The 18,362-nt window shown below is 68.3% G+C and carries 17 protein-coding genes and 1 pseudogene; 3 read left to right on the plus strand and 15 right to left on the minus strand.

Annotated elements, in window-relative coordinates; genetic code table 11:
* Positions 1–3 precede the first annotated feature (3 nt).
* The 11 genes from BKA10_RS05660 to BKA10_RS05710 all read right to left on the minus strand — a co-directional run bounded on the left by BKA10_RS05660 (position 4) and on the right by BKA10_RS05710 (position 11,881).
* On the minus strand, positions 4–360 hold the full coding sequence (locus tag BKA10_RS05660) for an RNA polymerase-binding protein RbpA (protein WP_183498994.1): 357 nt from the start codon (positions 358–360) through the stop codon (positions 4–6).
* On the minus strand, positions 360–608 hold the full coding sequence (gene secG, locus BKA10_RS05665) for a preprotein translocase subunit SecG (protein ID WP_183498995.1): 249 nt from the start codon (positions 606–608) through the stop codon (positions 360–362). Before secG ends, BKA10_RS05660 begins: the two co-directional genes overlap by 1 nt.
* Before the next feature lie 108 nt (positions 609–716).
* On the minus strand, positions 717–1,517 hold the full coding sequence (tpiA, locus tag BKA10_RS05670) for a triose-phosphate isomerase (protein ID WP_183498996.1): 801 nt from the start codon (positions 1,515–1,517) through the stop codon (positions 717–719).
* On the minus strand, positions 1,505–2,722 hold the full coding sequence (locus tag BKA10_RS05675; RefSeq protein ID WP_183498997.1) for a phosphoglycerate kinase: 1,218 nt from the start codon (positions 2,720–2,722) through the stop codon (positions 1,505–1,507). Before BKA10_RS05675 ends, tpiA begins: the two co-directional genes overlap by 13 nt.
* Positions 2,723–2,727: 5 nt before the next feature.
* Entirely contained in the window at positions 2,728–3,732 is a 1,005-nt protein-coding gene (gap, locus tag BKA10_RS05680; RefSeq protein ID WP_183498998.1) for a type I glyceraldehyde-3-phosphate dehydrogenase, read from the minus strand.
* A 146-nt stretch (positions 3,733–3,878) separates the two neighbouring features.
* A complete protein-coding gene (locus BKA10_RS05685) occupies positions 3,879–4,499 on the minus strand; it encodes a superoxide dismutase (protein WP_183498999.1) in 621 nt (206 codons plus the stop codon).
* A 123-nt stretch (positions 4,500–4,622) separates the two neighbouring features.
* Positions 4,623–5,600, minus strand: a complete 978-nt coding sequence (gene whiA, locus BKA10_RS05690) for a DNA-binding protein WhiA (protein ID WP_183499000.1) — start codon at positions 5,598–5,600, stop codon at positions 4,623–4,625.
* A gap of 63 nt (positions 5,601–5,663) precedes the next feature.
* The gene (gene rapZ / locus BKA10_RS05695; protein ID WP_183499001.1) at positions 5,664–6,539 is read right to left on the minus strand and encodes an RNase adapter RapZ; all 876 of its coding nucleotides are present in this window, start codon (positions 6,537–6,539) and stop codon (positions 5,664–5,666) included.
* 28 nt (positions 6,540–6,567) lie between these two features.
* On the minus strand, positions 6,568–8,475 hold the full coding sequence (gene uvrC, locus BKA10_RS05700) for an excinuclease ABC subunit UvrC (RefSeq protein ID WP_183499002.1): 1,908 nt from the start codon (positions 8,473–8,475) through the stop codon (positions 6,568–6,570).
* On the minus strand, positions 8,475–11,360 hold the full coding sequence (uvrA, locus tag BKA10_RS05705; protein ID WP_183499003.1) for an excinuclease ABC subunit UvrA: 2,886 nt from the start codon (positions 11,358–11,360) through the stop codon (positions 8,475–8,477). Before uvrA ends, uvrC begins: the two co-directional genes overlap by 1 nt.
* Before the next feature lie 77 nt (positions 11,361–11,437).
* Positions 11,438–11,881: a MarR family winged helix-turn-helix transcriptional regulator gene (locus tag BKA10_RS05710; protein WP_183499004.1), complete on the minus strand. Its 444-nt coding sequence runs from the start codon at positions 11,879–11,881 to the stop codon at positions 11,438–11,440.
* Between the two features lie 32 nt (positions 11,882–11,913).
* Here BKA10_RS05710 and BKA10_RS16610 point away from each other — a divergent pair, with 32 nt between their 5' ends.
* Together BKA10_RS16610 and BKA10_RS05715 are read left to right on the plus strand one after the other, a co-directional pair.
* The gene (locus tag BKA10_RS16610) at positions 11,914–12,156 is read left to right on the plus strand and encodes a hypothetical protein (protein WP_194425507.1); all 243 of its coding nucleotides are present in this window, start codon (positions 11,914–11,916) and stop codon (positions 12,154–12,156) included.
* 131 nt (positions 12,157–12,287) lie between these two features.
* Positions 12,288–12,605 (plus strand): annotated as a pseudogene (locus tag BKA10_RS05715) (catalase); the annotation flags it as partial.
* A gap of 107 nt (positions 12,606–12,712) precedes the next feature.
* On the opposite strand, the gene BKA10_RS05720 reads toward BKA10_RS05715, so the two are convergent.
* From BKA10_RS05720 to BKA10_RS05730, 3 genes are all read right to left on the minus strand, one after another.
* Complete coding sequence (locus tag BKA10_RS05720; protein ID WP_183499005.1) at positions 12,713–13,135, minus strand: VOC family protein; 423 nt, start codon at positions 13,133–13,135, stop codon at positions 12,713–12,715.
* A gap of 30 nt (positions 13,136–13,165) precedes the next feature.
* Positions 13,166–15,235 (minus strand): excinuclease ABC subunit UvrB, encoded by a 2,070-nt coding sequence (gene uvrB / locus BKA10_RS05725; protein WP_183499006.1) that lies wholly within the window; start codon positions 15,233–15,235, stop codon positions 13,166–13,168.
* Positions 15,236–15,411: 176 nt separating this feature from the next.
* Positions 15,412–16,983, minus strand: a complete 1,572-nt coding sequence (locus BKA10_RS05730) for a DUF222 domain-containing protein (protein ID WP_183499007.1) — start codon at positions 16,981–16,983, stop codon at positions 15,412–15,414.
* A 143-nt stretch (positions 16,984–17,126) separates the two neighbouring features.
* On the opposite strand from BKA10_RS05730, the gene BKA10_RS05735 reads away from it, so the two are divergent.
* Positions 17,127–17,726, plus strand: coding sequence for a DUF4126 family protein (locus BKA10_RS05735; RefSeq protein WP_248198931.1), 600 nt, complete (start codon positions 17,127–17,129; stop codon positions 17,724–17,726).
* Between the two features lie 5 nt (positions 17,727–17,731).
* Here BKA10_RS05735 and coaE read toward each other — a convergent pair whose 3' ends face one another.
* Positions 17,732–18,334, minus strand: a complete 603-nt coding sequence (gene coaE / locus BKA10_RS05740; RefSeq protein ID WP_183499008.1) for a dephospho-CoA kinase — start codon at positions 18,332–18,334, stop codon at positions 17,732–17,734.
* Positions 18,335–18,362 lie beyond the last annotated feature (28 nt).

Raw genomic sequence — 18,362 nt, forward strand, 5'->3', positions numbered from 1 at the left:
CGCTCAGGCCTGGCCGCGGCGCTCGCGCAGCTGCTGCAGCGCGTCGTCGAGAAGCTGTTCGGCCTCGTCGTCGGAGCGACGCTCCTTGACGTAGGCGAGATGCGTCTTGTACGGCTCGGCCTTCGCGACGGCCGGCGGGTTCGCCTTGTCGCGGCCGGCCGGCAGCCCCGAGTGCGGGGAGTCGATGGTTTCGGGGATCTCTTCCTCGGCGATGCCCGCCGCGAAATAGCGGACGGTCTCGTTGCCGAGGGCGTCCCAGTAGGAGACGGAGACACGGTCGGCGTGGTGGCCGTGGTCCTGCTCGCCCATCGGGCCGGCACCCACGCGGGTGCCTCGGATTGCGTTTCCGCCGGTTGCCATCAGATCCCCTGGAACTTCGTGATGAGGCCGAGTGCGACGACCGTGATGAACCACACGAGTGCGAGCACGATCGTGAAGCGGTTGAGGTTGCGCTCCGCGAGCCCCGACGATCCCAGTGACGAGGTCATGCCGCCGCCGAACATGTCGGACAGGCCGCCGCCGCGTCCCTTGTGAAGGAGGATCAGGAGGGTCAGCAGGAGGCTGGTGATGCCCAGCAGCACCTGCAGGACGAACTCGATGGTCTGCACAGTCGTAGAAGCCTTTCGCTGCGACCGGTTCAGGTCGCACAAGGGTCGAGTATACCGGGTGGTGTGGCGCGGCACCGCGTCTGCACGACGGCGGGCCGCGCCACGCACTCACACGCCGACGTGCTTCTGGTAGCGGATGATCGCGGCGAACTCATCGACGAGGAGGCTGGCCCCGCCCACGAGCGCACCGTCGACATCGGGCTCGCGCATGAAGCTCGCGATGTTGCCGGACTTGACCGACCCGCCGTAGAGCACGCGGGTGCGCTCGGCGGCGTCGGCGCCGAGCTTCTGCCCGATCACCTCACGCAGCTTGGCGCACACGTCCTGCGCCTGCTGCGGCGTGGCGGCCTGGCCCGAGCCGATGGCCCACACCGGCTCATAGGCGACGACGATGTCGGCATCTGCCGGCACGCCGTCGAGCGCCTTCTCGAGCTGACCGACCGGCACGGCCGCCGCGCCGAACTCCTCGAGATCTGCAGCGGTCTCGCCGACGCAGATGACCGGAACGAGGCCGTGCCGGAGCGCGGCCTGCACCTTCTCGGCCACGATCTCGTCGCCCTCGTGGTGGTACTCGCGACGCTCGGAGTGTCCGATGATCACGTAGCGCGCGCTGAGCTTGGCGAGGAACGCCCCCGACACCTCGCCGGTGTAGGCACCGGCATCCTTCGTCGACAGATCCTGCGCGCCCAGGGCGAACGGGATCTTGTCGGCGTCCAGCAGCGTCTGCACGGTGCGGATGTCGGTGAACGGCGGAAAGACCGCGACTTCGACGCTGCCGTCCTCGTGCGCGGCGTCCTTGAGCGTCCAATGCAGCTTCTGGACGAACGCGACCGCCTGCAGGTGGTCGAGGTTCATCTTCCAGTTGCCGGCGATGAGCGGCGTCCGGCCGCCACCTGTCACTGCTGCCATCCGAGGACCTCCAGTCCGGGGAGTTTCTTACCCTCGAGGAACTCGAGGCTCGCACCGCCACCGGTGGAGATGTGCCCGAAGGCGTGGTCGGAGAAGCCGAGCTGGCGCACGGCCGCCGCGGAGTCGCCGCCGCCGACGACCGACAGGCCCTCGACCTCGGTGAGCGCCTGCGCGACCGTCTTCGTGCCGCTCGCGAACGCGGGCATCTCGAACACGCCCATGGGGCCGTTCCAGAACACCGTCTTCGCGGTGCGGACCGCGTCGGCGAACAGCTCGGCGGTTGCCGGCCCGATGTCCAGGCCCAGGCCGTCGGCGCCGAAGGCGGTGTCCTCGAGTGCGTCGGCGGGCGCCACGACGTGATCGGCATCGGCGGCGAAGGCGGCTGCCATCACGGCATCCACCGGCACGACGATGTCGATCCCGCGCTCCTGCGCGGTAGCGATGTACCCCTTGACCGTGTCGATCTGGTCTTCTTCGAGGAGGCTCTTGCCGACCTTGTGGCCCTGCGCCGCGAGGAAGGTGAACATCATGCCGCCGCCGACGAGGATTGTGTCCACGCGCGGCAGCAGGTGCTCGATGACACCCAGCTTGTCGCTGACCTTCGATCCGCCCAGGACGACCGCGTACGGTCGCTCGGGGTTCTCGGTGAGGCGGTCGAGGACGTCGACCTCCTTCTCGATGAGGAAGCCGGCAGCCGAGGGCACCAGCTCGGCGAGGTCGTAGACCGACGCCTGCTTGCGGTGCACGACGCCGAAGCCGTCCGACACGAGCACATCGCCCAGCTCCGCGAGCTGCTCGGCGAACGCACGGCGCTCTGCGTCGTCCTTCGCCGTCTCGCCCGGGTTGAACCGCAGGTTCTCGACGACGGCGATGTCACCGTCGCGCAGGCCGGCGACGACCTCGGTCGCCGACGGACCGACGGTGTCGGTGGCGAACGCGACCGGCGCGTCGAGCAGCTCGGCCAGGCGATCGGCTACCGGCTTGAGGCTGTACTTCGCGTCGGGCTCGCCGTCCGGGCGGCCGAGGTGCGAGCACGCCACGACCCGGGCGCCCTGATCGCGCAGGTGCTTCAGGGTGGGCAGGGCCGCGCGCACGCGGCCATCGTCGGTGATGACTCCGTCCTGGAGAGGAACGTTGAAGTCGCAGCGGACGATGACCCGCGTGCCGGCGAGCTCACCCAGTGAGTCCAGGGTGCGCAGAGCCATGATCGTCAGAGCTTCTCGGCGACCAGCTCGGTGAGGTCGACGAGGCGGTTCGAGTAGCCCCACTCGTTGTCGTACCAGCCGACGACCTTGACCTGGTTGCCGATGACACGGGTCAGGCCGGCGTCGAAGATGCACGAGTGGTCGTCGGTGACGATGTCGCTCGAGACGATCTCGTCCTCGGTGTACTTCAGGATGCCCTTGAGGGGACCCTCGGCGGCCGCCTTGTAGGCCGCCTTGACCTCGTCGACGGTGACCTCGCGCGAGAGCTCGACGGTCAGGTCGGTGGCCGAGCCGGTGGGAACGGGCACGCGCAGCGCGAAGCCGTCGAGCTTGCCCTTGAGCTCGGGCAGCACGAGGCCGATGGCCTTGGCAGCGCCGGTCGAGGTGGGGACGATGTTCAGGGCTGCGGCGCGGGCGCGGCGCAGGTCGCTGTGGGGGCCGTCCTGCAGGTTCTGGTCGGCGGTGTACGCGTGCACCGTCGTCATGAGTCCCTTGACGATGCCGAACTCGTCGTTGAGCACCTTGGCCAGCGGCGCGAGGCAGTTGGTGGTGCAGGACGCGTTCGAGATGATGTTGTGGTTCGCCGGATCGTAATCCTGCTCGTTCGCACCGATGACGAACGTCGCGTCCTCGCCGCTGGCGGGGGCCGAGATGAGTACCTTCTTGGCACCGCCGTCGATGTGCTTCTGGGCATCCACGGCCTTGGTGAACCGGCCGGTCGACTCGATGACGATGTCGACGCCGAGCTCGCCCCAGGGCAGGTTCGCGGGGTCGCGCTCTTCGAAGACCTTGATGGTCTTGTCGCCCACGGTGATCGAGTCGCCCGTGTACGAGACCTCCTGGTCGAGCCGGCCCAGGATCGAGTCGTACTTGAGCAGATGGGCGAGGGTCTTGTTGTCGGTGAGGTCGTTCACCGCGACGATGTCGAGGTCCGCGCCCTGCGCGAGTGCCGCGCGAAGGTAGTTGCGTCCGATGCGGCCGAAGCCGTTGATGCCGATCTTGACAGACACGTTGTCTCCCGTTTCCTGTCGCGCCGGCAACGCCCCATCGGCGCACCTGGAACGCGATTCCTCTTGTTCTTTACAGACGAATGAGGATGCCGGTCCCGACCAGAGGCCGGGAGGAACCCGGCATCCTCACCTTTCTTGCGACACTACTACGCGAGCAGGCCCGCCGTCTTGTCACGGGCCGTGGCAAGTCGCTCTGCGACGTTCTGCCAGTTCGCGATGTTCCAGACGGCCTTCACGTAGTCGGCCTTGACGTTCAGGTAATCGAGGTAGAAGGCGTGCTCCCACATGTCGAGCTGGAAGACCGGCACGGTTCCCTGCGCGGTGTTGGACTGCTGGTCGAACAGCTGCTGGATGATCAGCTGCTGGCCGAGCACGTCCCAGCTGAGCACGGCCCAGCCGGAGCCCTGGATGCCGGTGGCGGCAGCAGTGAAGTGCGCCTGGAACTTGTCGAAGCCGCCGAAGAACTCGTCGATGGCCGCACGCAGCTCGCCCTCGGGCTCGCCGCCGCCTTCGGGCGACAGGTTGGTCCAGAAGATCGAGTGGTTGACGTGGCCGCCCAGGTTGAACGCGAGATCCTTCTCGAGCTTGTTGACGTTCGCCAGGTTCCCCGACTCGCGGGCCTCGGCCAGCTGCTCGAGCGCGGTGTTCGCGCCGGTCACGTAGGCCTGGTGGTGCTTGTCGTGGTGCAGCTGCATGATCTTGCCGCTGATGTGCGGCTCGAGCGCTGCGTAGTCGTATGGGAGGTCGGGCAGTGTGTACTTCGCCATGCTCTCTTCTTCCTGTCGGAGCCGCGCCGATCCACTCAGCGCGGCGAGGGGACTGTTTCCATCCTATTGACCGGCAACGCGGATGGCACCGGGTTGCTTCCCCGGATGACGAGGTGTACCGGCTCAGTCTTCGAGGCCGGCGGGCACGGCCGATTCAGTGTCGGGAACACCGTCGGTGGCGGCCTTCTTGTCGGCCATGGCGAGGAGGCGCCGGATGCGTCCGGCGACGGCGTCCTTGGTCAGCGGCGGGTCGGCGTGGTGGCCGAGCTCGTCGAGGCTGGCGTCGCGATGCGCCAGGCGCAGGGTGCCGGCCTCGCGGAGGTGGTCGGGCACCTCGTCGCCGAGGATCTCGAGGGCACGCTCGACGCGGGCGCATGCGGCCACTGCCGCCTGGGCGGAGCGGCGCAGGTTGGCATCGTCGAAGTTGACGAGTCGATTCACGCCCGCGCGCACTTCGCGGCGCTGGCGCAGCTCTTCCCAGGACGCGGCCGTGCGCGCAGCGCCCATCTCTGCCAGCGCGACGCGGATCGCCTCGCCGTCGCGGACCACGACACGCGGGACGCCGCGGACTTCGCGGGCCTTCGCGGCGATGCCGATGCGGTGACCCGCACCCACGAGGGCCATGGCGGCCTCGCCCGACGGGCAGGTGATCTCCAGAGCCGAGGAGCGACCGGGCTCGGAGAGGGATCCGGATGCCAGGAAGCAGCCGCGCCACACGGCGGCAAGGTCGGGGCGAGCGCCGGTCGTGAGCTTGTTGGGCAGTCCCCGCACCGGACGGCGGCGCTGATCGAGCAGACCGGTCTGCCGGGCGAGCGTCTCGCCACCCTCGATCACGCGGACGGCGAAGTGGCCGCCGGCACGTCCGCCGGAGCCCTGCACCCGGTGCAGTTCGGGGCGCACGCCGTACAGCTCGACGAGGTCGCGGGCCACGCGCCGGGCGAGGATCTCGCTCTCAAGCTCGGCTTCGACGGCCACGCGGCCGGCGATGGCGTGCAGTCCGCCGGAGAAGCGCAGCAGGGCGGTCAGCTCTGCCACCCGGGCCGTGGGACGAGGGTCGCGGACAGCGGCCAGCTCCATCTTCACGTCAGCGGTCAACGGCACGGCGATCCTTCGTTCGAGGGGCGGGGAAGTGCGCTGCGCGTGGCGCGGCGACGAACGTCCAGCCTACTCGCGACCGAGGTCGCGGTGTTTCACGCGGACGGCCACCCCCGGCACCGATCTGAGTCGCTCGGCGAGCTCGATCGCCGTCACGACCGACCGGTGCTTGCCGCCGGTGCAGCCGATCGCCACGACCGAGTGCCGCTTGTTCTCGCGCTGGTAGCCCTCGAGCACCGGGCGCAGCGCAGTGGCGTAGGCATCGATGAACTCCGTCGCCCCGGTCTGACGCAGGACGTAGTCGCGGACCTCCTCGTCCTCGCCCGTGTGCGCCTTCAGCTCGGGCTCCCAGAACGGGTTGGGCAAGAACCGCATGTCGGCGACGAGGTCGACGTCGGGTGGCAGTCCGTATTTGAACCCGAAGCTCATGACGGTGACGGTGTGACGGGCTTCGCCGTCCTCGCGGAACAGGTCCACGACGCGCGTGGCGAGCTGGTGCACATTGTTGTGGGAGGTGTCGACGATGATGTCGGCGGATTCGCGGATGGATGCCAGTTGGGCGCGTTCGCGGCGGATCCCATCGACGATGGTGTCGTCGCCCTGGAGCGGGTGTGGGCGCCGCACCGACTCGAAGCGTCGGACCAGGACGTCGTCGGATGCGTCGAGGAACATCACGCGCACGGGGCGCCCGTCGCGCAGCGCGCGCGTCACCTCGGGCAGCTCGCCCAGCAGGCCCCGCCCGCGCACGTCGACGACGGCGGCGATCTTCGGAAGCGCGTCGGCGGCGAAGCCGGTGACCTCGAGCAGGGGCTTCAGCATCTGCGGCGGCAGGTTGTCGACGACGTACCAGCCCAGGTCCTCGAGTGCGTTGGCTGCGGTGGTGCGACCGGCGCCCGACATGCCGGTGACGATCAGGACCTCGCCTGCCGGCTGCTCGTCCGCCACCGTGACCTCCCCAGTCGTCGAGACCAGCCTAGCGACTGCGCAGGTGCTGATGGATCGTCTCTGCCAGCTTCGGTCCGATTCCGGGCAGTTCGGTGATCTGCGCGGGGCTGGCCTGGGTGAGTTTCGTGACCGAGCCGAAGTGTTTGAGCAGCGCCTTGATGCGGGTGGGCCCGAGGCCCGGGACTTCGCTGAGCACCGAACTGATGTCGCGCTTCCGGCGCTTGCGCTGGTGGGTGATCGCGAACCGGTGCGCCTCATCGCGAAGTCGCTGCAGCAGGTATAGGGCCTCCGAGGTGCGCGGCAGGATCACCGGGTACTCCTCCCCCGGCAGCCACACCTCCTCGAGGCGCTTCGCGATGCCGCACAGGGCGATCTCGGTGTGGCCGGCGTCGCGCAGCGCACGGGCGGCGGCCTCGACCTGCGGCTGCCCGCCGTCGACGACCAGCAGCTGCGGGCGATACGCGAAGCGCGGCTTGCGGCGCGTGGTCACCACGTCGCCGTCGGCGAGGGGGTCGGCCGAGACCACGGCATCCATCTCCTGCTCCTCGGGGCGATCGAGGTATGCGAGCCGGCGCATCAGCACCTGATGGAGCGAATCGGTGTCATCCGTGGTGTCGGTGACCCCGAACGACCGGTACTGGTCCTTGCGCGGCAGGCCGTCTTCGAACACGACCATCGAGGCGACGACGTTCGTGCCGGACAGGTGCGACACGTCGTAGCACTCGATGCGCAGCGGCGCCTCGTCGAGGTCGAGTGCCTCCTGCAGATCGGTGAGGGCCTGCGAGCGGGCGACGTAGTCGCTGGTCCGACGGGTCTTGTGCAGCATGAGGGCCTGCTGCGCGTTACGGGTGGCGGTCTGCATGAGTTCGGCCTTGCGGCCGCGCTGGGCGACCTGGACGCTGACCTGCCGGCCACGGCGCTCGCGCAGCCACTCCTCGAGCTCTGTGGCGTCGTCGGGCATCGAAGGGACGAGCACCTGGCGAGGGATGTCGGATGCCGGGGCGTCGCCGTACGTACGCTGCAGCACCTGGTCGATGAGGTCGGCACTCGAGATGTCGAGTTCCTTGTCGATCGTGGTCGCCCGGACACCGCGGATGCGGCCGCCGCGGACGACGAAGTGCTGGACCGCGGCGGACAGCTCGTCCTCGGCGACACCGAACAGGTCGGCGTCGGTGTCGGGTGCCAGGACGAGAGCGCTGCGGGTCAGGACGGCGTCGATGGACTGCAGCTTGTCCCGGTAGACGGCGGCGGACTCGTAGTCCATCGCGGCCGCGGACTCCTTCATGCGCGCGGTGAGCGCGCGGGTGAAGCGCTGGTCGCCGCCCGACATGAACGCCACGAAGTCGTCCACGATCGCGCGGTGCTCCTCGACGGTGACCTTCATCGAGCAGGGCCCGCCGCAGCGTCCGATCTGCCCGGGGAAGCAGGGCCGGCCGGTCGCCATCGCCTTCTTGTAAGACGCATCGCTGCACGTGCGGATCGGGAAGACCTTGATCATCAGGTCGATCGTGTCGTGCACCGCCCACACCTTGGGGTACGGGCCGAAGTACTTCGCCCCGCGGATCTTCCGGTTGCGGGTCACGATGACGCGCGGGGCCTCGTCGGCGAGCGTCACCGCCATGTACGGGTAGGACTTGTCGTCCTTGTAGCGGACGTTGAACGGTGGCGAGAACTCCTGGATCCACATGTACTCGAGCTGCAGCGAGTCCACGTCGGTGTCGACGACGGTCCACTCGACCGATGAGGCCGTGGTGACCATGCGCCGGGTGCGCTCGTGCAGTGTGTGCAGCGGCGCGAAGTAGTTCGACAGCCGGGAACGGAGGTTCTTCGCCTTGCCGACGTAGAGCACCCGGCCGTCGGCGTCGCGGAACCGGTAGACGCCGGGCTCGGTCGGGATCTCGCCCGGTCGGGGCTTGTAGGGCAGCTGCGCGGCCATCAGCCGGCCTTGCGCGCGGACGCCGTCCCCAGGATCTCGCCGAGGAAGGCCCCGGTGTGGCTGCCGGGGACCGTGGCCACCTGCTCGGGGGTTCCGGTCGCGACGATCTCGCCGCCGCCGGCGCCGCCTTCGGGTCCGAGGTCGATGACCCAGTCCGCCGACTTGATGACGTCGAGGTTGTGCTCGATGACGATGACGGTGTTGCCCTTGTCGACGAGGCCGTTCAGGACCTCGAGCAGGTGCGACACGTCTTCGAAATGCAGACCGGTGGTCGGCTCGTCGAGCACGTAGATGCTGCGGCCGTTGGAGCGACGCTGCAGTTCGGTGGCGAGCTTGACGCGCTGCGCCTCGCCGCCCGACAGGGTCGTAGCCGACTGGCCGAGCCGGACGTAGCCGAGGCCGACGTCGACGAGCGTCTTCATGTAGCGGTGGATCGCCTGGATCGGCTCGAAGAAGTCGGCGGCCTCGCTGATGGGCATGTCGAGCACTTCGGCGATGTTCTTGCCCTTGTAGTGCACGGCGAGGGTGTCACGGTTGTACCGCTGGCCGTGGCAGACCTCGCAGTCGACGTACACGTCGGGCAGGAAGTTCATCTCGATCTTGATCGTGCCGTCGCCCGAGCACGCCTCGCAGCGCCCGCCCTTGACGTTGAAGCTGAAGCGTCCCGGCTGGTAGCCGCGGGCCTTCGCCTCTGGGGTCTCACTGAAGAGTGTCCGGATGCGGTCGAACACGCCGGTGTAGGTCGCCGGATTCGAGCGGGGGGTGCGCCCGATGGGCGCCTGGTCGACGTGCACGACCTTGTCGAGGTTCTCGAGGCCCGTGACGCGGGTGTGCTTGCCGGCGACGCGACGGGCGCCGTTGAGACGGGTGGCGAGGACTTCGTACAGGATGCCGTTGACCAGTGAGGACTTGCCCGACCCGCTGACCCCGGTGACGGCCGTCAGCACGCCGAGCGGGAAGTCGGCCGTGACGCTCTTGAGGTTGTTCTCGCGGGCGCCGACGACGGTGACCATGCGCTTCTTGTCGATCTTTCGACGGCGGGCGGGGGTCGGGATCGCGCGGCGTCCGCTGAGGTAGGCACCGGTGATGGAGTCGTCGTCGTCGAGCATCGGCGCGAGCGGGCCGGAGTGGACGACCTCTCCCCCATGGACGCCCGCGCGCGGTCCGATGTCGACGACCCAGTCAGCGGCGTGGATGGTCTCTTCGTCGTGCTCGACGACGATGAGGGTGTTGCCGAGTTCCTTCAGCCGGACGAGGGTCTCGATGAGACGCCGGTTGTCGCGCTGGTGCAGGCCGATCGACGGTTCGTCGAGGACATAGAGCACGCCGGTGAGGCCCGACCCGATCTGCGTTGCCAGGCGGATGCGCTGGGCTTCGCCGCCCGAGAGCGACCCGGCGGAGCGGCTGAGGCTCAGGTAGCTCAGGCCGACCTGAATGAGGAAGTCGAGGCGCGCGCGGATCTCGCGCAGCACGGCCGCGGCGATCTGAGCCTCGCGGTCGGTGAGCTGCAGGTTCGCGAAGTACTGCTGCGCGTCGCCCAGGCTCAGCTGCGAGGCCTCGGCGATCGAGTGCCCGTGGACCTGGACGGCGAGGACTTCGGGCTTGAGGCGGGCGCCGTTGCACACCGGGCACGGCACCTCGCGGAGGTATTCGCCCCAGCGCTGGCGCTGCGTGTCGGACTCGGCGCCCGCGTACTGCCGCTCGATGTACGGGATGACACCCTCGAAGCCGGAGGTGTAGCGCATCTCGCGGCCGTAGCGGTTGCGCCACTTGACGGTGACCTTGAAGTTCTCACCGCGGAGCACCGCGTCCTGCACGCGGGACGGAAGGTCCTTCCAGGCGGTGTCGAGCGAGAAGTCCAGGTCGTCGGCGAGGCCGACGAGCAGCCGCTCGTAGTACTGGAACAGGCCCTTGCCCTGTGTCGTCCACGGGATGACGACGCCCTCGTTGATCGAGAGCTCCTCATCGCCGAGCATGAGGTCGACGTCGACCGACATGCGCGTGCCGAGCCCCGAGCAGGCCGGGCAGGCGCCGAACGGGGCGTTGAACGAGAACGTGCGCGGCTCGATCTCGGTGAGCTGGAGCGGGTGGCCGTTGGGACAGGCGAGCTTCTCACTGAAGCTCTGCCACGCGGCATCCCCCTCTTCGTCGACATAGTTGACCTGCATGATGCCACCGGCCAGGCTCAGCGCCGTCTCGACGGAGTCCGTGACGCGGCTGAGGATGTCGGGAGCGGCGACCAGGCGGTCGACGACGACGGCGATGTCGTGCTTGTAGCTCTTCTTGAGGGTGGGCGGCTCGGCCAGCTGGACGAGGTCGCCATCGACGACGGCGCGGGCGTAGCCCTTGGCGCTGAGCTCCTTGAAGAGGTCGACGAACTCGCCCTTCTTCTGCGAGACGACGGGCGCCACGATCTGGTAGCGCGTGCGCTCGGGCATCTCCATGAGCTGGTCGGCGATCTGCTGCACCGTCTGGCGCTGGATCTGCTCACCGCACTCGGGGCAGTGCGGGATGCCGATGCGCGCCCACAGCAGGCGCATGTAGTCGTGGATCTCGGTGATGGTGCCGACGGTCGAGCGAGGGTTGCGGTTCGTGGACTTCTGGTCGATCGACACCGCGGGGCTCAGACCCTCGATGAAGTCGACGTCGGGACGTTCGACCTGACCGAGGAACTGCCGCGCGTAGGAGCTCAGCGACTCGACGTAGCGGCGCTGCCCTTCGGCGAAGATCGTGTCGAAGGCGAGGCTCGACTTGCCCGATCCGGACAGCCCGGTGAACACGACGAGAGCGTCTCGCGGAATGTCGAGGTCGACGTCCTTGAGATTGTGGACGCGAGCTCCGCGGACGCTGAGTTTCGAGGGGGTGACGACGGGGACAATGGGCACCAGACAAGTGTAGGTCGACCCTCCGACACGGGATCGGGAGACCTCTGTGAGGGGTGCGCTGTGAGCGAATCCGACGCTCAGGCCACGGCGGTCCGGACTCCCGCGAAGGGCGCGAGGCCGTCACGCAGCGCCACAAGGGCCTCCTCGCTCACGCCCACCCGCGCCATGATCTGCCCGGGAACGTCCAGGGCCTTCGCGCGCAGGGCCCGGCCGGCCTCGGTCAGTCCGATGTCGAGGACACGCTCGTCCTCGGCACGCCGGGTGCGGACGACTCGCCCCTGTGCCTCGAGGCGCTTGACCAGCGGCGACAGGGTCGCCGGCTCCATCGCGAGTTCGGCTGCCAGCTCCCCCAGTGACCTCGGCGACTGATCCCAGAGGGTGAGCATGACCAGGTACTGCGGGTGGGTCAGCCCGAGCGGCTCGAGCACCGGGCGGTAGATCGCCACCACGTTGCGTGCGGCCGTGACCAGCGCGAAGCACAGCTGGTTGTCCAGCTTGAGGAGGTCGTCGCGCGAAGTCATGGAGTCATCGTACCAATTCATTTAGTACACTAATGATTATGGCGCGAAATGATTCCGAGAGACCCCCGCTCCGCGAACGCGTGCGTGAGGCGGGCGGGTGGTACGCCTATTGGAACTCGCGGCTCATCCGTTTCGCGGGGCCGGCATCCGTCGGTCCCTACGACACCGAACCGGAGCCGGTGCGCACCGAGCGGGCGTGCCCGCTGTGCGGACATCCGATGTCGGCGCACTCGTTCGATCGTTCCGGCCCGAAACCGCTGATGACCTGCCCGTAGCAACCTCCGCAACCCCTGGATCCCCGGGCCGGCGCCCGCCGCTGGACCCGCCGTCGTGATCCGTCAAGGCACTTCGTCGACCTCCACCCTCGGCCTACCGGCGGCCAGAGCCGACCGACGAGGAGCCGACCATGACCGCAGCCGACGACCCGCAAGGCATTGACATCCCGGGCGCACCCGCTTCACAACCCGCTTCGAAGACCGAACCGAGGGCGCCACGAGACCCTCTCGCGCCGAAACCCGACCAGGCCGGTCCCCACCCGCGCACGCCCACCGGCGCCGCCTCGTCCGACAGCCCGGCCGACGCCGCGCAGCAGGGCGCATACCTGACCACCCAGAGTGCGCGACTGCGCGAGACGGACACGTCGCTCACGGCAGGGCCTCGCGGACCGGTGCTCCTCCACGGCCATCACCTGCGCGAGAGGATCACGCACTTCGACCATGAGCGGATCCCCGAGTGGACTCGATCGTCGAATTGCTCGGCGGGCATCGTGTGTGGGAACGTCTCGTGCCCCGCTGAGTCGTCGGGCCGGTCGGTGAAGCAACCGGGTGACGGTCAGCCGAGCGAGACCGTACCGTCCGGGTTCACGGGCCAGCCGGGGTTGACGGCGACTTCCCACGGATGGCCGTCGGGGTCGACGAAGATGCCGGAGTATCCTCCCCACGGCGTGGGCGCGCCTTCGCGACCGATCATGCCGCCGGCCGCCCGTGCGGTGGCAAGGATGTCGTCGACCTCCGACTCGCTCGTCACGTTGTGCGCGAGGGTGATTCCGCCCCAGCCCCCGGGGTCGGACACCCGGGAGTCGGCGGCGAGCTCGGCGCGCGACCACAGCGCCAAGACCATGCCTCCGGCCTGGTAGAACGCCACGTCACCGGGGACGGATGCCGAGTGCGGCTCCCACCCCAGCGCGCGGTAGAAAGAGATGGCGCGCTCGAGGTCGCCGACGCCGAGGGTGATGAGGCTGATGCGCTGCTGCACGGCGGTTCCTTCCAGGATCGTCCACCCCGCTTACGCGTGGCCGGCGCGCTCCATGGCGCGCAGTTCCTTCTTGAGGTCCTGCACTTCGTCGCGCAAGCGCGCGGCGAGCTCGAACTTCAGCTCGGCTGCGGCTGCGAGCATCTGGTTGGAGAGGTCTTCGATCGTCGCCTCGAGCTGGTTCGCACCCTCAGCGGCGATGCCCTCGCGCTGCAGTCGCGGCGTGGGGCTCTTGCCCTTGCCCGACTTGTTCTTCCGCGACAGCATGTCGGCGGTGTCGGAGGCCTCGCGGGCGAGGGCGTCGGTGATGTCGGCGATCTTCTTGCGCAGCGGCTGGGGGTCGATGCCGTGCTCGAGGTTGTACGCGACCTGCTTCTCGCGACGCCGATCGGTCTCTTCGATGGCCGTTCGCATCGAGTCGGTCATGTTGTCTGCGTACATGTGCACCTCGCCCGAGACGTTTCGCGCGGCGCGGCCGATCGTCTGGATCAGCGAGGTGCCGGACCGCAGGAACCCCTCCTTGTCGGCATCGAGGATGGCGACGAGCGACACTTCAGGCAGGTCGAGGCCCTCGCGCAGCAGGTTGATGCCGACAAGCACGTCGTACACGCCCGACCGCAGCTCGGTGAGCAGCTCGACGCGGCGCAGCGTGTCGACATCGGAGTGCAGGTAGCGCACGCGCACGCCGTGCTCGCCGAGGAAGTCGGTGAGCTCTTCGGCCATCTTCTTGGTGAGCGTCGTGACGAGCACGCGCTCATCGCGCTCGGCGCGCACCCGGATCTCTTCGAGCAGATCGTCGATCTGACCCTTGGAGGGCTTGACGATGATCTGCGGGTCGACCAGACCGGTCGGGCGGATGATCTGCTCCACGATGCCGTCGGCGATGCCCATCTCGTAGCGGCCCGGCGTGGCCGAGAGATACACGGTCTGCCCGATGCGTTGCTTGAACTCGTCGAAGCGCAGGGGGCGGTTGTCGAGCGCGCTGGGCAGGCGGAAGCCGTGGTCAACGAGGGTGCGCTTGCGCGACGCGTCGCCTTCGTACATGGCGCCGATCTGCGGCACCGTCACGTGCGACTCGTCGATGACCATCAGGAAATCGTCGGGGAAGAAGTCGAGCAGCGTGTGCGGTGGCTCCCCCGGTTCGCGTCCGTCGAGGTGGCGCGAGTAGTTCTCGATGCCGGAGCAGAACCCGAGCTGCTGCAGCATCTCGAGGTCGAAGGTCGTGCGCATGCGCAGTCGCTGCGCCTCGAGCAGCTTGCCCTGCCCCTCAAGCTCTTTCAGCCGGTCGGCGAGCTCGGCTTCGATCGTGCCGATGGCGCGCTGGACGGTGTCGGTGCCGGCGACGTAGTGGGATGCCGGGAAGATCGGCACGCTGTCGAGCTTCTGCACGATGTCACCGGTGAGCGGGTGCAGCATGTACAGCGCCTCGATCTCGTCGCCGAACAGCTCGATGCGCACCGCGTACTCCTCGTACACGGGGATGATCTCGATCGTGTCGCCGCGCACGCGGAAGTTGCCGCGCGAGAAGTCGACATCGTTGCGGTTGTACTGCATGGCGATGAACTTGCGGATGAGGGCGTCGCGGTCGTACCGCTCCCCCACCTGCAGCGCCACCATCGCCCGCAGGTACTCTTCGGGCGCACCGAGGCCGTAGATGCACGACACAGTCGACACCACGACGACGTCGCGTCTGCTGAGCAGGGAGTTGGTCGTCGAGTGCCGCAGCCGTTCGACCTCGGCGTTGATCGAGGAGTCCTTTTCGATGAAGGTGTCGGTCTGCGGGACATACGCTTCGGGCTGGTAGTAGTCGTAGTAGCTGACGAAGTACTCGACGGCGTTGTTCGGCATGAGATCGCGGAACTCGTTGGCCAGCTGAGCCGCGAGCGTCTTGTTGTGCGCGAGCACCAGGGTGGGCCGCTGCACCTGCTCGACGAGCCACGCGGTCGTCGCCGACTTGCCGGTACCGGTCGCACCCAGCAGGACGACGTCGGTCTCACCTGCGTTGATGCGCGCGGCGAGCGCTGCGATCGCCTGCGGCTGGTCGCCGCTGGGCATGTACTCGCTGACGACTTCGAAGGGCCGCACGGATCGCGTGGTCTGCATCACTCCAGCGTATGCGTGACGTCCGACACACGGGCCGTCACGTGTCACCGACGCTGCCGCGGCTCCCGATCGTGCCGCGCTCCACGTTCAGGCGCTCCATGTTCAGATCAGGCGCTCCATGTTCAGAACGGTGCGGGACCGCCGTATGTTCAGAACGGCGCGGGACCGCCGTATGTTCAGAACGGTGCGGGACCGCCGTCATCTTGCCGTGCCAGGCCGTCGCGGCGATGCTGCGCTTGGAAGAAGGAGTCGGGAAGGAACCCGACCGTGGGTGCCGGCCTGTCGCGGTAGCGGCGACCGCCAGGATCAATCCACTCGAACACGCCGTCGGCTCGAGGGATCACGATCCATTCGCTGTGATGTCGGAGGGGATGATGTCGCTTGCATTCGTCGGCCAGACATCGCACGTCGGTCGGCCCGCCACGGGAGTATTCGATGGTGTGGTCATGATCGCATTCATGGACGGGCCTGGTGCAGCCGAAGAACCGGCACTGCATGTCGCGCGCATCGAGGTAGCGCCGCTGCGCGGCCGTCGGACGATAGCGGTCGACCGCGAGCACCATTCCCGTGACGGGATGGGTGAGCACACGGTCCCACCCCGACGCCTTCGCGACGAGGCGCCGCGCGGTGGCCGGGTCGATGGGGACGCGACCGGCGAGTTCGGCGGGTGCGAGCCCAGGCTCGACGTCGTCGCCGACGAGCGTGAGGACCGGCACCGTGACCCGGACCGTCGTGGTGATGTTCAGCGCTGACTCGGGGTCGATGCCGATCGGGATGCCGGTGAGCAGCAGTTCTGCCGCGACATCGACGCGACGCTGATCGAGGGTACGCGGGTCCTTGACGCGCGGGACGGGGCGATCTGTCGCGCGCTCTCCGGCGCTGGCGGCCGGCGCCTCACCAATCGACGCCTCACCAATCGACGCCTGGCGCGGCGGGACCTCGTCGATCGGCGCTGCGCCGGTCGTATCTTCGTTAGGCATCGCGCCTTCGCGGACGAACTCGACAGTCCCGACGGACAGCGCGACGAGGTCCGTCCTCACTCGTACGGTGAGAGCGACTTCGAGCATCGACTGCTTCTGGGCCAGCTCACGCACCACATTCCCGTCGAACTGAAACCGTTCCGTCTTGGCGAGCTGTGTCGCGCGGTCGAAGATGCCCTGGCCGATGACCGTCGGCACGTCGAGGGTCAGGCGTGACATCGCGTCACGCAGCGGGCGCAGCTGCATCGTGCGTCGTGCGCGCGCATACGCGTGACGTTCGGCGAAGGGTACGGGGTTGAGGCGCTCGGCCATGATCTCGGCGACCGGTCGCGTGCGGGCGACACTCTCTTCCTCGGCGACGCGCAGCAGATGCTGTTCGAATGTCGCCCGCACCTCGGGGTCGCTGAGGCGCTCGCCGGCTTCGGTGATCACACGCACATGACCGCGCGAGATGCGCCCGTCGTGCCATGCCTCCACGATCGTGGGGTACTCGTTCAGGAGAGTCTGGGCGGTGAGCATGCGCCCCTGGATCGTCCTGTCCGAAACGCGCAAGCGGGCGGCGAGACGCGCGCAGATATCGCGCAGCGGGATCTCCGCCGCCTGCCGATCTGACGGGAGGCGGCGGATCGCCTCGTCCATCTGATCGGCGAGCGCCGCCATCGACTTCTCGATCGACGCTTCGATCGTCGCCTTCTGGGTCTCGAGTGCGACGATCTCGTCCATGAGGGCACGGGTCGTGGCCGTGGTGACCGTGGCATCCACCCCCATCACTCCCCCTTAGATCTTCTACGCCCAGTGTCGCATCGACCTCAGACATTGGTTCGACACTGTCGGGCTCTGGCTGCACCCATGATCGCAGTCACCACCGACATTGCGCATTGAGCGCGGGCGCATGCACCTAGGCTGGGCGCGTGGAGTTCCTCGTCGGCACCGGCCTGGCGGCCGCCGCCGGCCTGAATGCGTGGATGCCGCTGTTCATACTCGGGCTGGTCGATCGATTCGTCCCGGGGTTCGAGCTGCCTGCCGCGTGGGCGTGGCTGTCGAGCGATGTCGCGCTGTGGATCACCGGCATCCTGCTCATCGTAGAGATCATCGCCGACAAGGTGCCGGCGGTCGATTCGATCAATGACGTACTGCAGACCGCGGTTCGTCCGGTGTCGGGCGGAATCGTGTTCGGCGCCGGGTCGAGCGCGGAGTCGCTGCAGCTGGACGATCCATCCGCGCTGTTCGCGAACCATGCGTGGGTGCCGATCGCGATAGGGATCGTGATCGCCTTGGCCGTGCACTTCGTGAAAGCCGCAGTTCGACCGGTGGCGAACGTAGCCACCGCGGGACTGGCGGCGCCGCTCGTATCGACAGCGGAGGATGTGTCATCGTTCGGCTTGGCGGTGACGGCGATCTTCGTACCGGTCATCGCACTGCTGCTGCTGGTCGGGCTGATCGTCGTCGTGGTGTGGCTGCTGCGTCGTCGGGGCCGCATACGGCAGGAACGCCGCCAGCCGGCCGTCTGATCGGGTCAGCCGGCGGCGCCGGTCAGGCGCGCCCACAGCCGATCGGTCTGTGCGAGGGTGTGCTCGATCGCGCCGGAGGTGTCGATGATGACATCGGCGATCGCGCGGCGTCGCTCGTCGGACACCTGTGCCGCGATGCGGGCGGTGGCCTCTTCCGCCGTCATGCCACGCAGCTCTACGAGCCGGCGGTGACGCAGGTCGGCCGGCGCGTCGGCGACCACGACGTGCTCCCAGGGATCGTCGACGCGTGCCTCCACGAGCAGGGGGACGTCGTAGACGACCACGGCATCCGGATCAGCGGAGAGGGCTTCGTCGAAGCGGCGCTGTGATGCGACCCGGACGGCGGGATGCACGATTCCGTTCAACTGCGCCAGTGCCGCCTCGTCACCGAAGACGATCGCACCGAGCGCGGCGCGATCGAGCGCGCCGTCGCGGATCACTGAGGGTCCGAACACCTCGGCGATCTCGGTCAGTACCGGCGATCCGGGCGACTGCACGTCGCGCACGATCTGGTCTGCGTCGACGATGACCGCACCATGCTCGGCGAGCCGGCGCGAGATCGTGGATTTACCGGACGCGATTCCACCGGTGAGCGCGACGAGGGGCATGCCTTCATCGTGCCATGCAGGCGAACGA

The organism is Microbacterium invictum, from assembly GCF_014197265.1.
GTDB lineage: Bacteria > Actinomycetota > Actinomycetes > Actinomycetales > Microbacteriaceae > Microbacterium > Microbacterium invictum.

Coding starts and splice junctions, on each gene's coding strand:
- BKA10_RS05660 (WP_183498994.1), bottom strand. CDS start 360: ATGGCAACCGGCGGAAACGCAATCCGAGGCACCCGCGTGGGTGCCGGC.
- tpiA (WP_183498996.1), bottom strand. CDS start 1,517: ATGGCAGCAGTGACAGGTGGCGGCCGGACGCCGCTCATCGCCGGCAAC.
- BKA10_RS05675 (WP_183498997.1), bottom strand. CDS start 2,722: ATGGCTCTGCGCACCCTGGACTCACTGGGTGAGCTCGCCGGCACGCGG.
- BKA10_RS05685 (WP_183498999.1), bottom strand. CDS start 4,499: ATGGCGAAGTACACACTGCCCGACCTCCCATACGACTACGCAGCGCTC.
- uvrC (WP_183499002.1), bottom strand. CDS start 8,475: ATGGCCGCGCAGCTGCCCTACAAGCCCCGACCGGGCGAGATCCCGACC.
- BKA10_RS05710 (WP_183499004.1), bottom strand. CDS start 11,881: ATGACTTCGCGCGACGACCTCCTCAAGCTGGACAACCAGCTGTGCTTC.
- BKA10_RS16610 (WP_194425507.1), top strand. CDS start 11,914: ATGATTATGGCGCGAAATGATTCCGAGAGACCCCCGCTCCGCGAACGC.
- uvrB (WP_183499006.1), bottom strand. CDS start 15,235: ATGCAGACCACGCGATCCGTGCGGCCCTTCGAAGTCGTCAGCGAGTAC.
- BKA10_RS05730 (WP_183499007.1), bottom strand. CDS start 16,983: ATGGGGGTGGATGCCACGGTCACCACGGCCACGACCCGTGCCCTCATG.
- coaE (WP_183499008.1), bottom strand. CDS start 18,334: ATGCCCCTCGTCGCGCTCACCGGTGGAATCGCGTCCGGTAAATCCACG.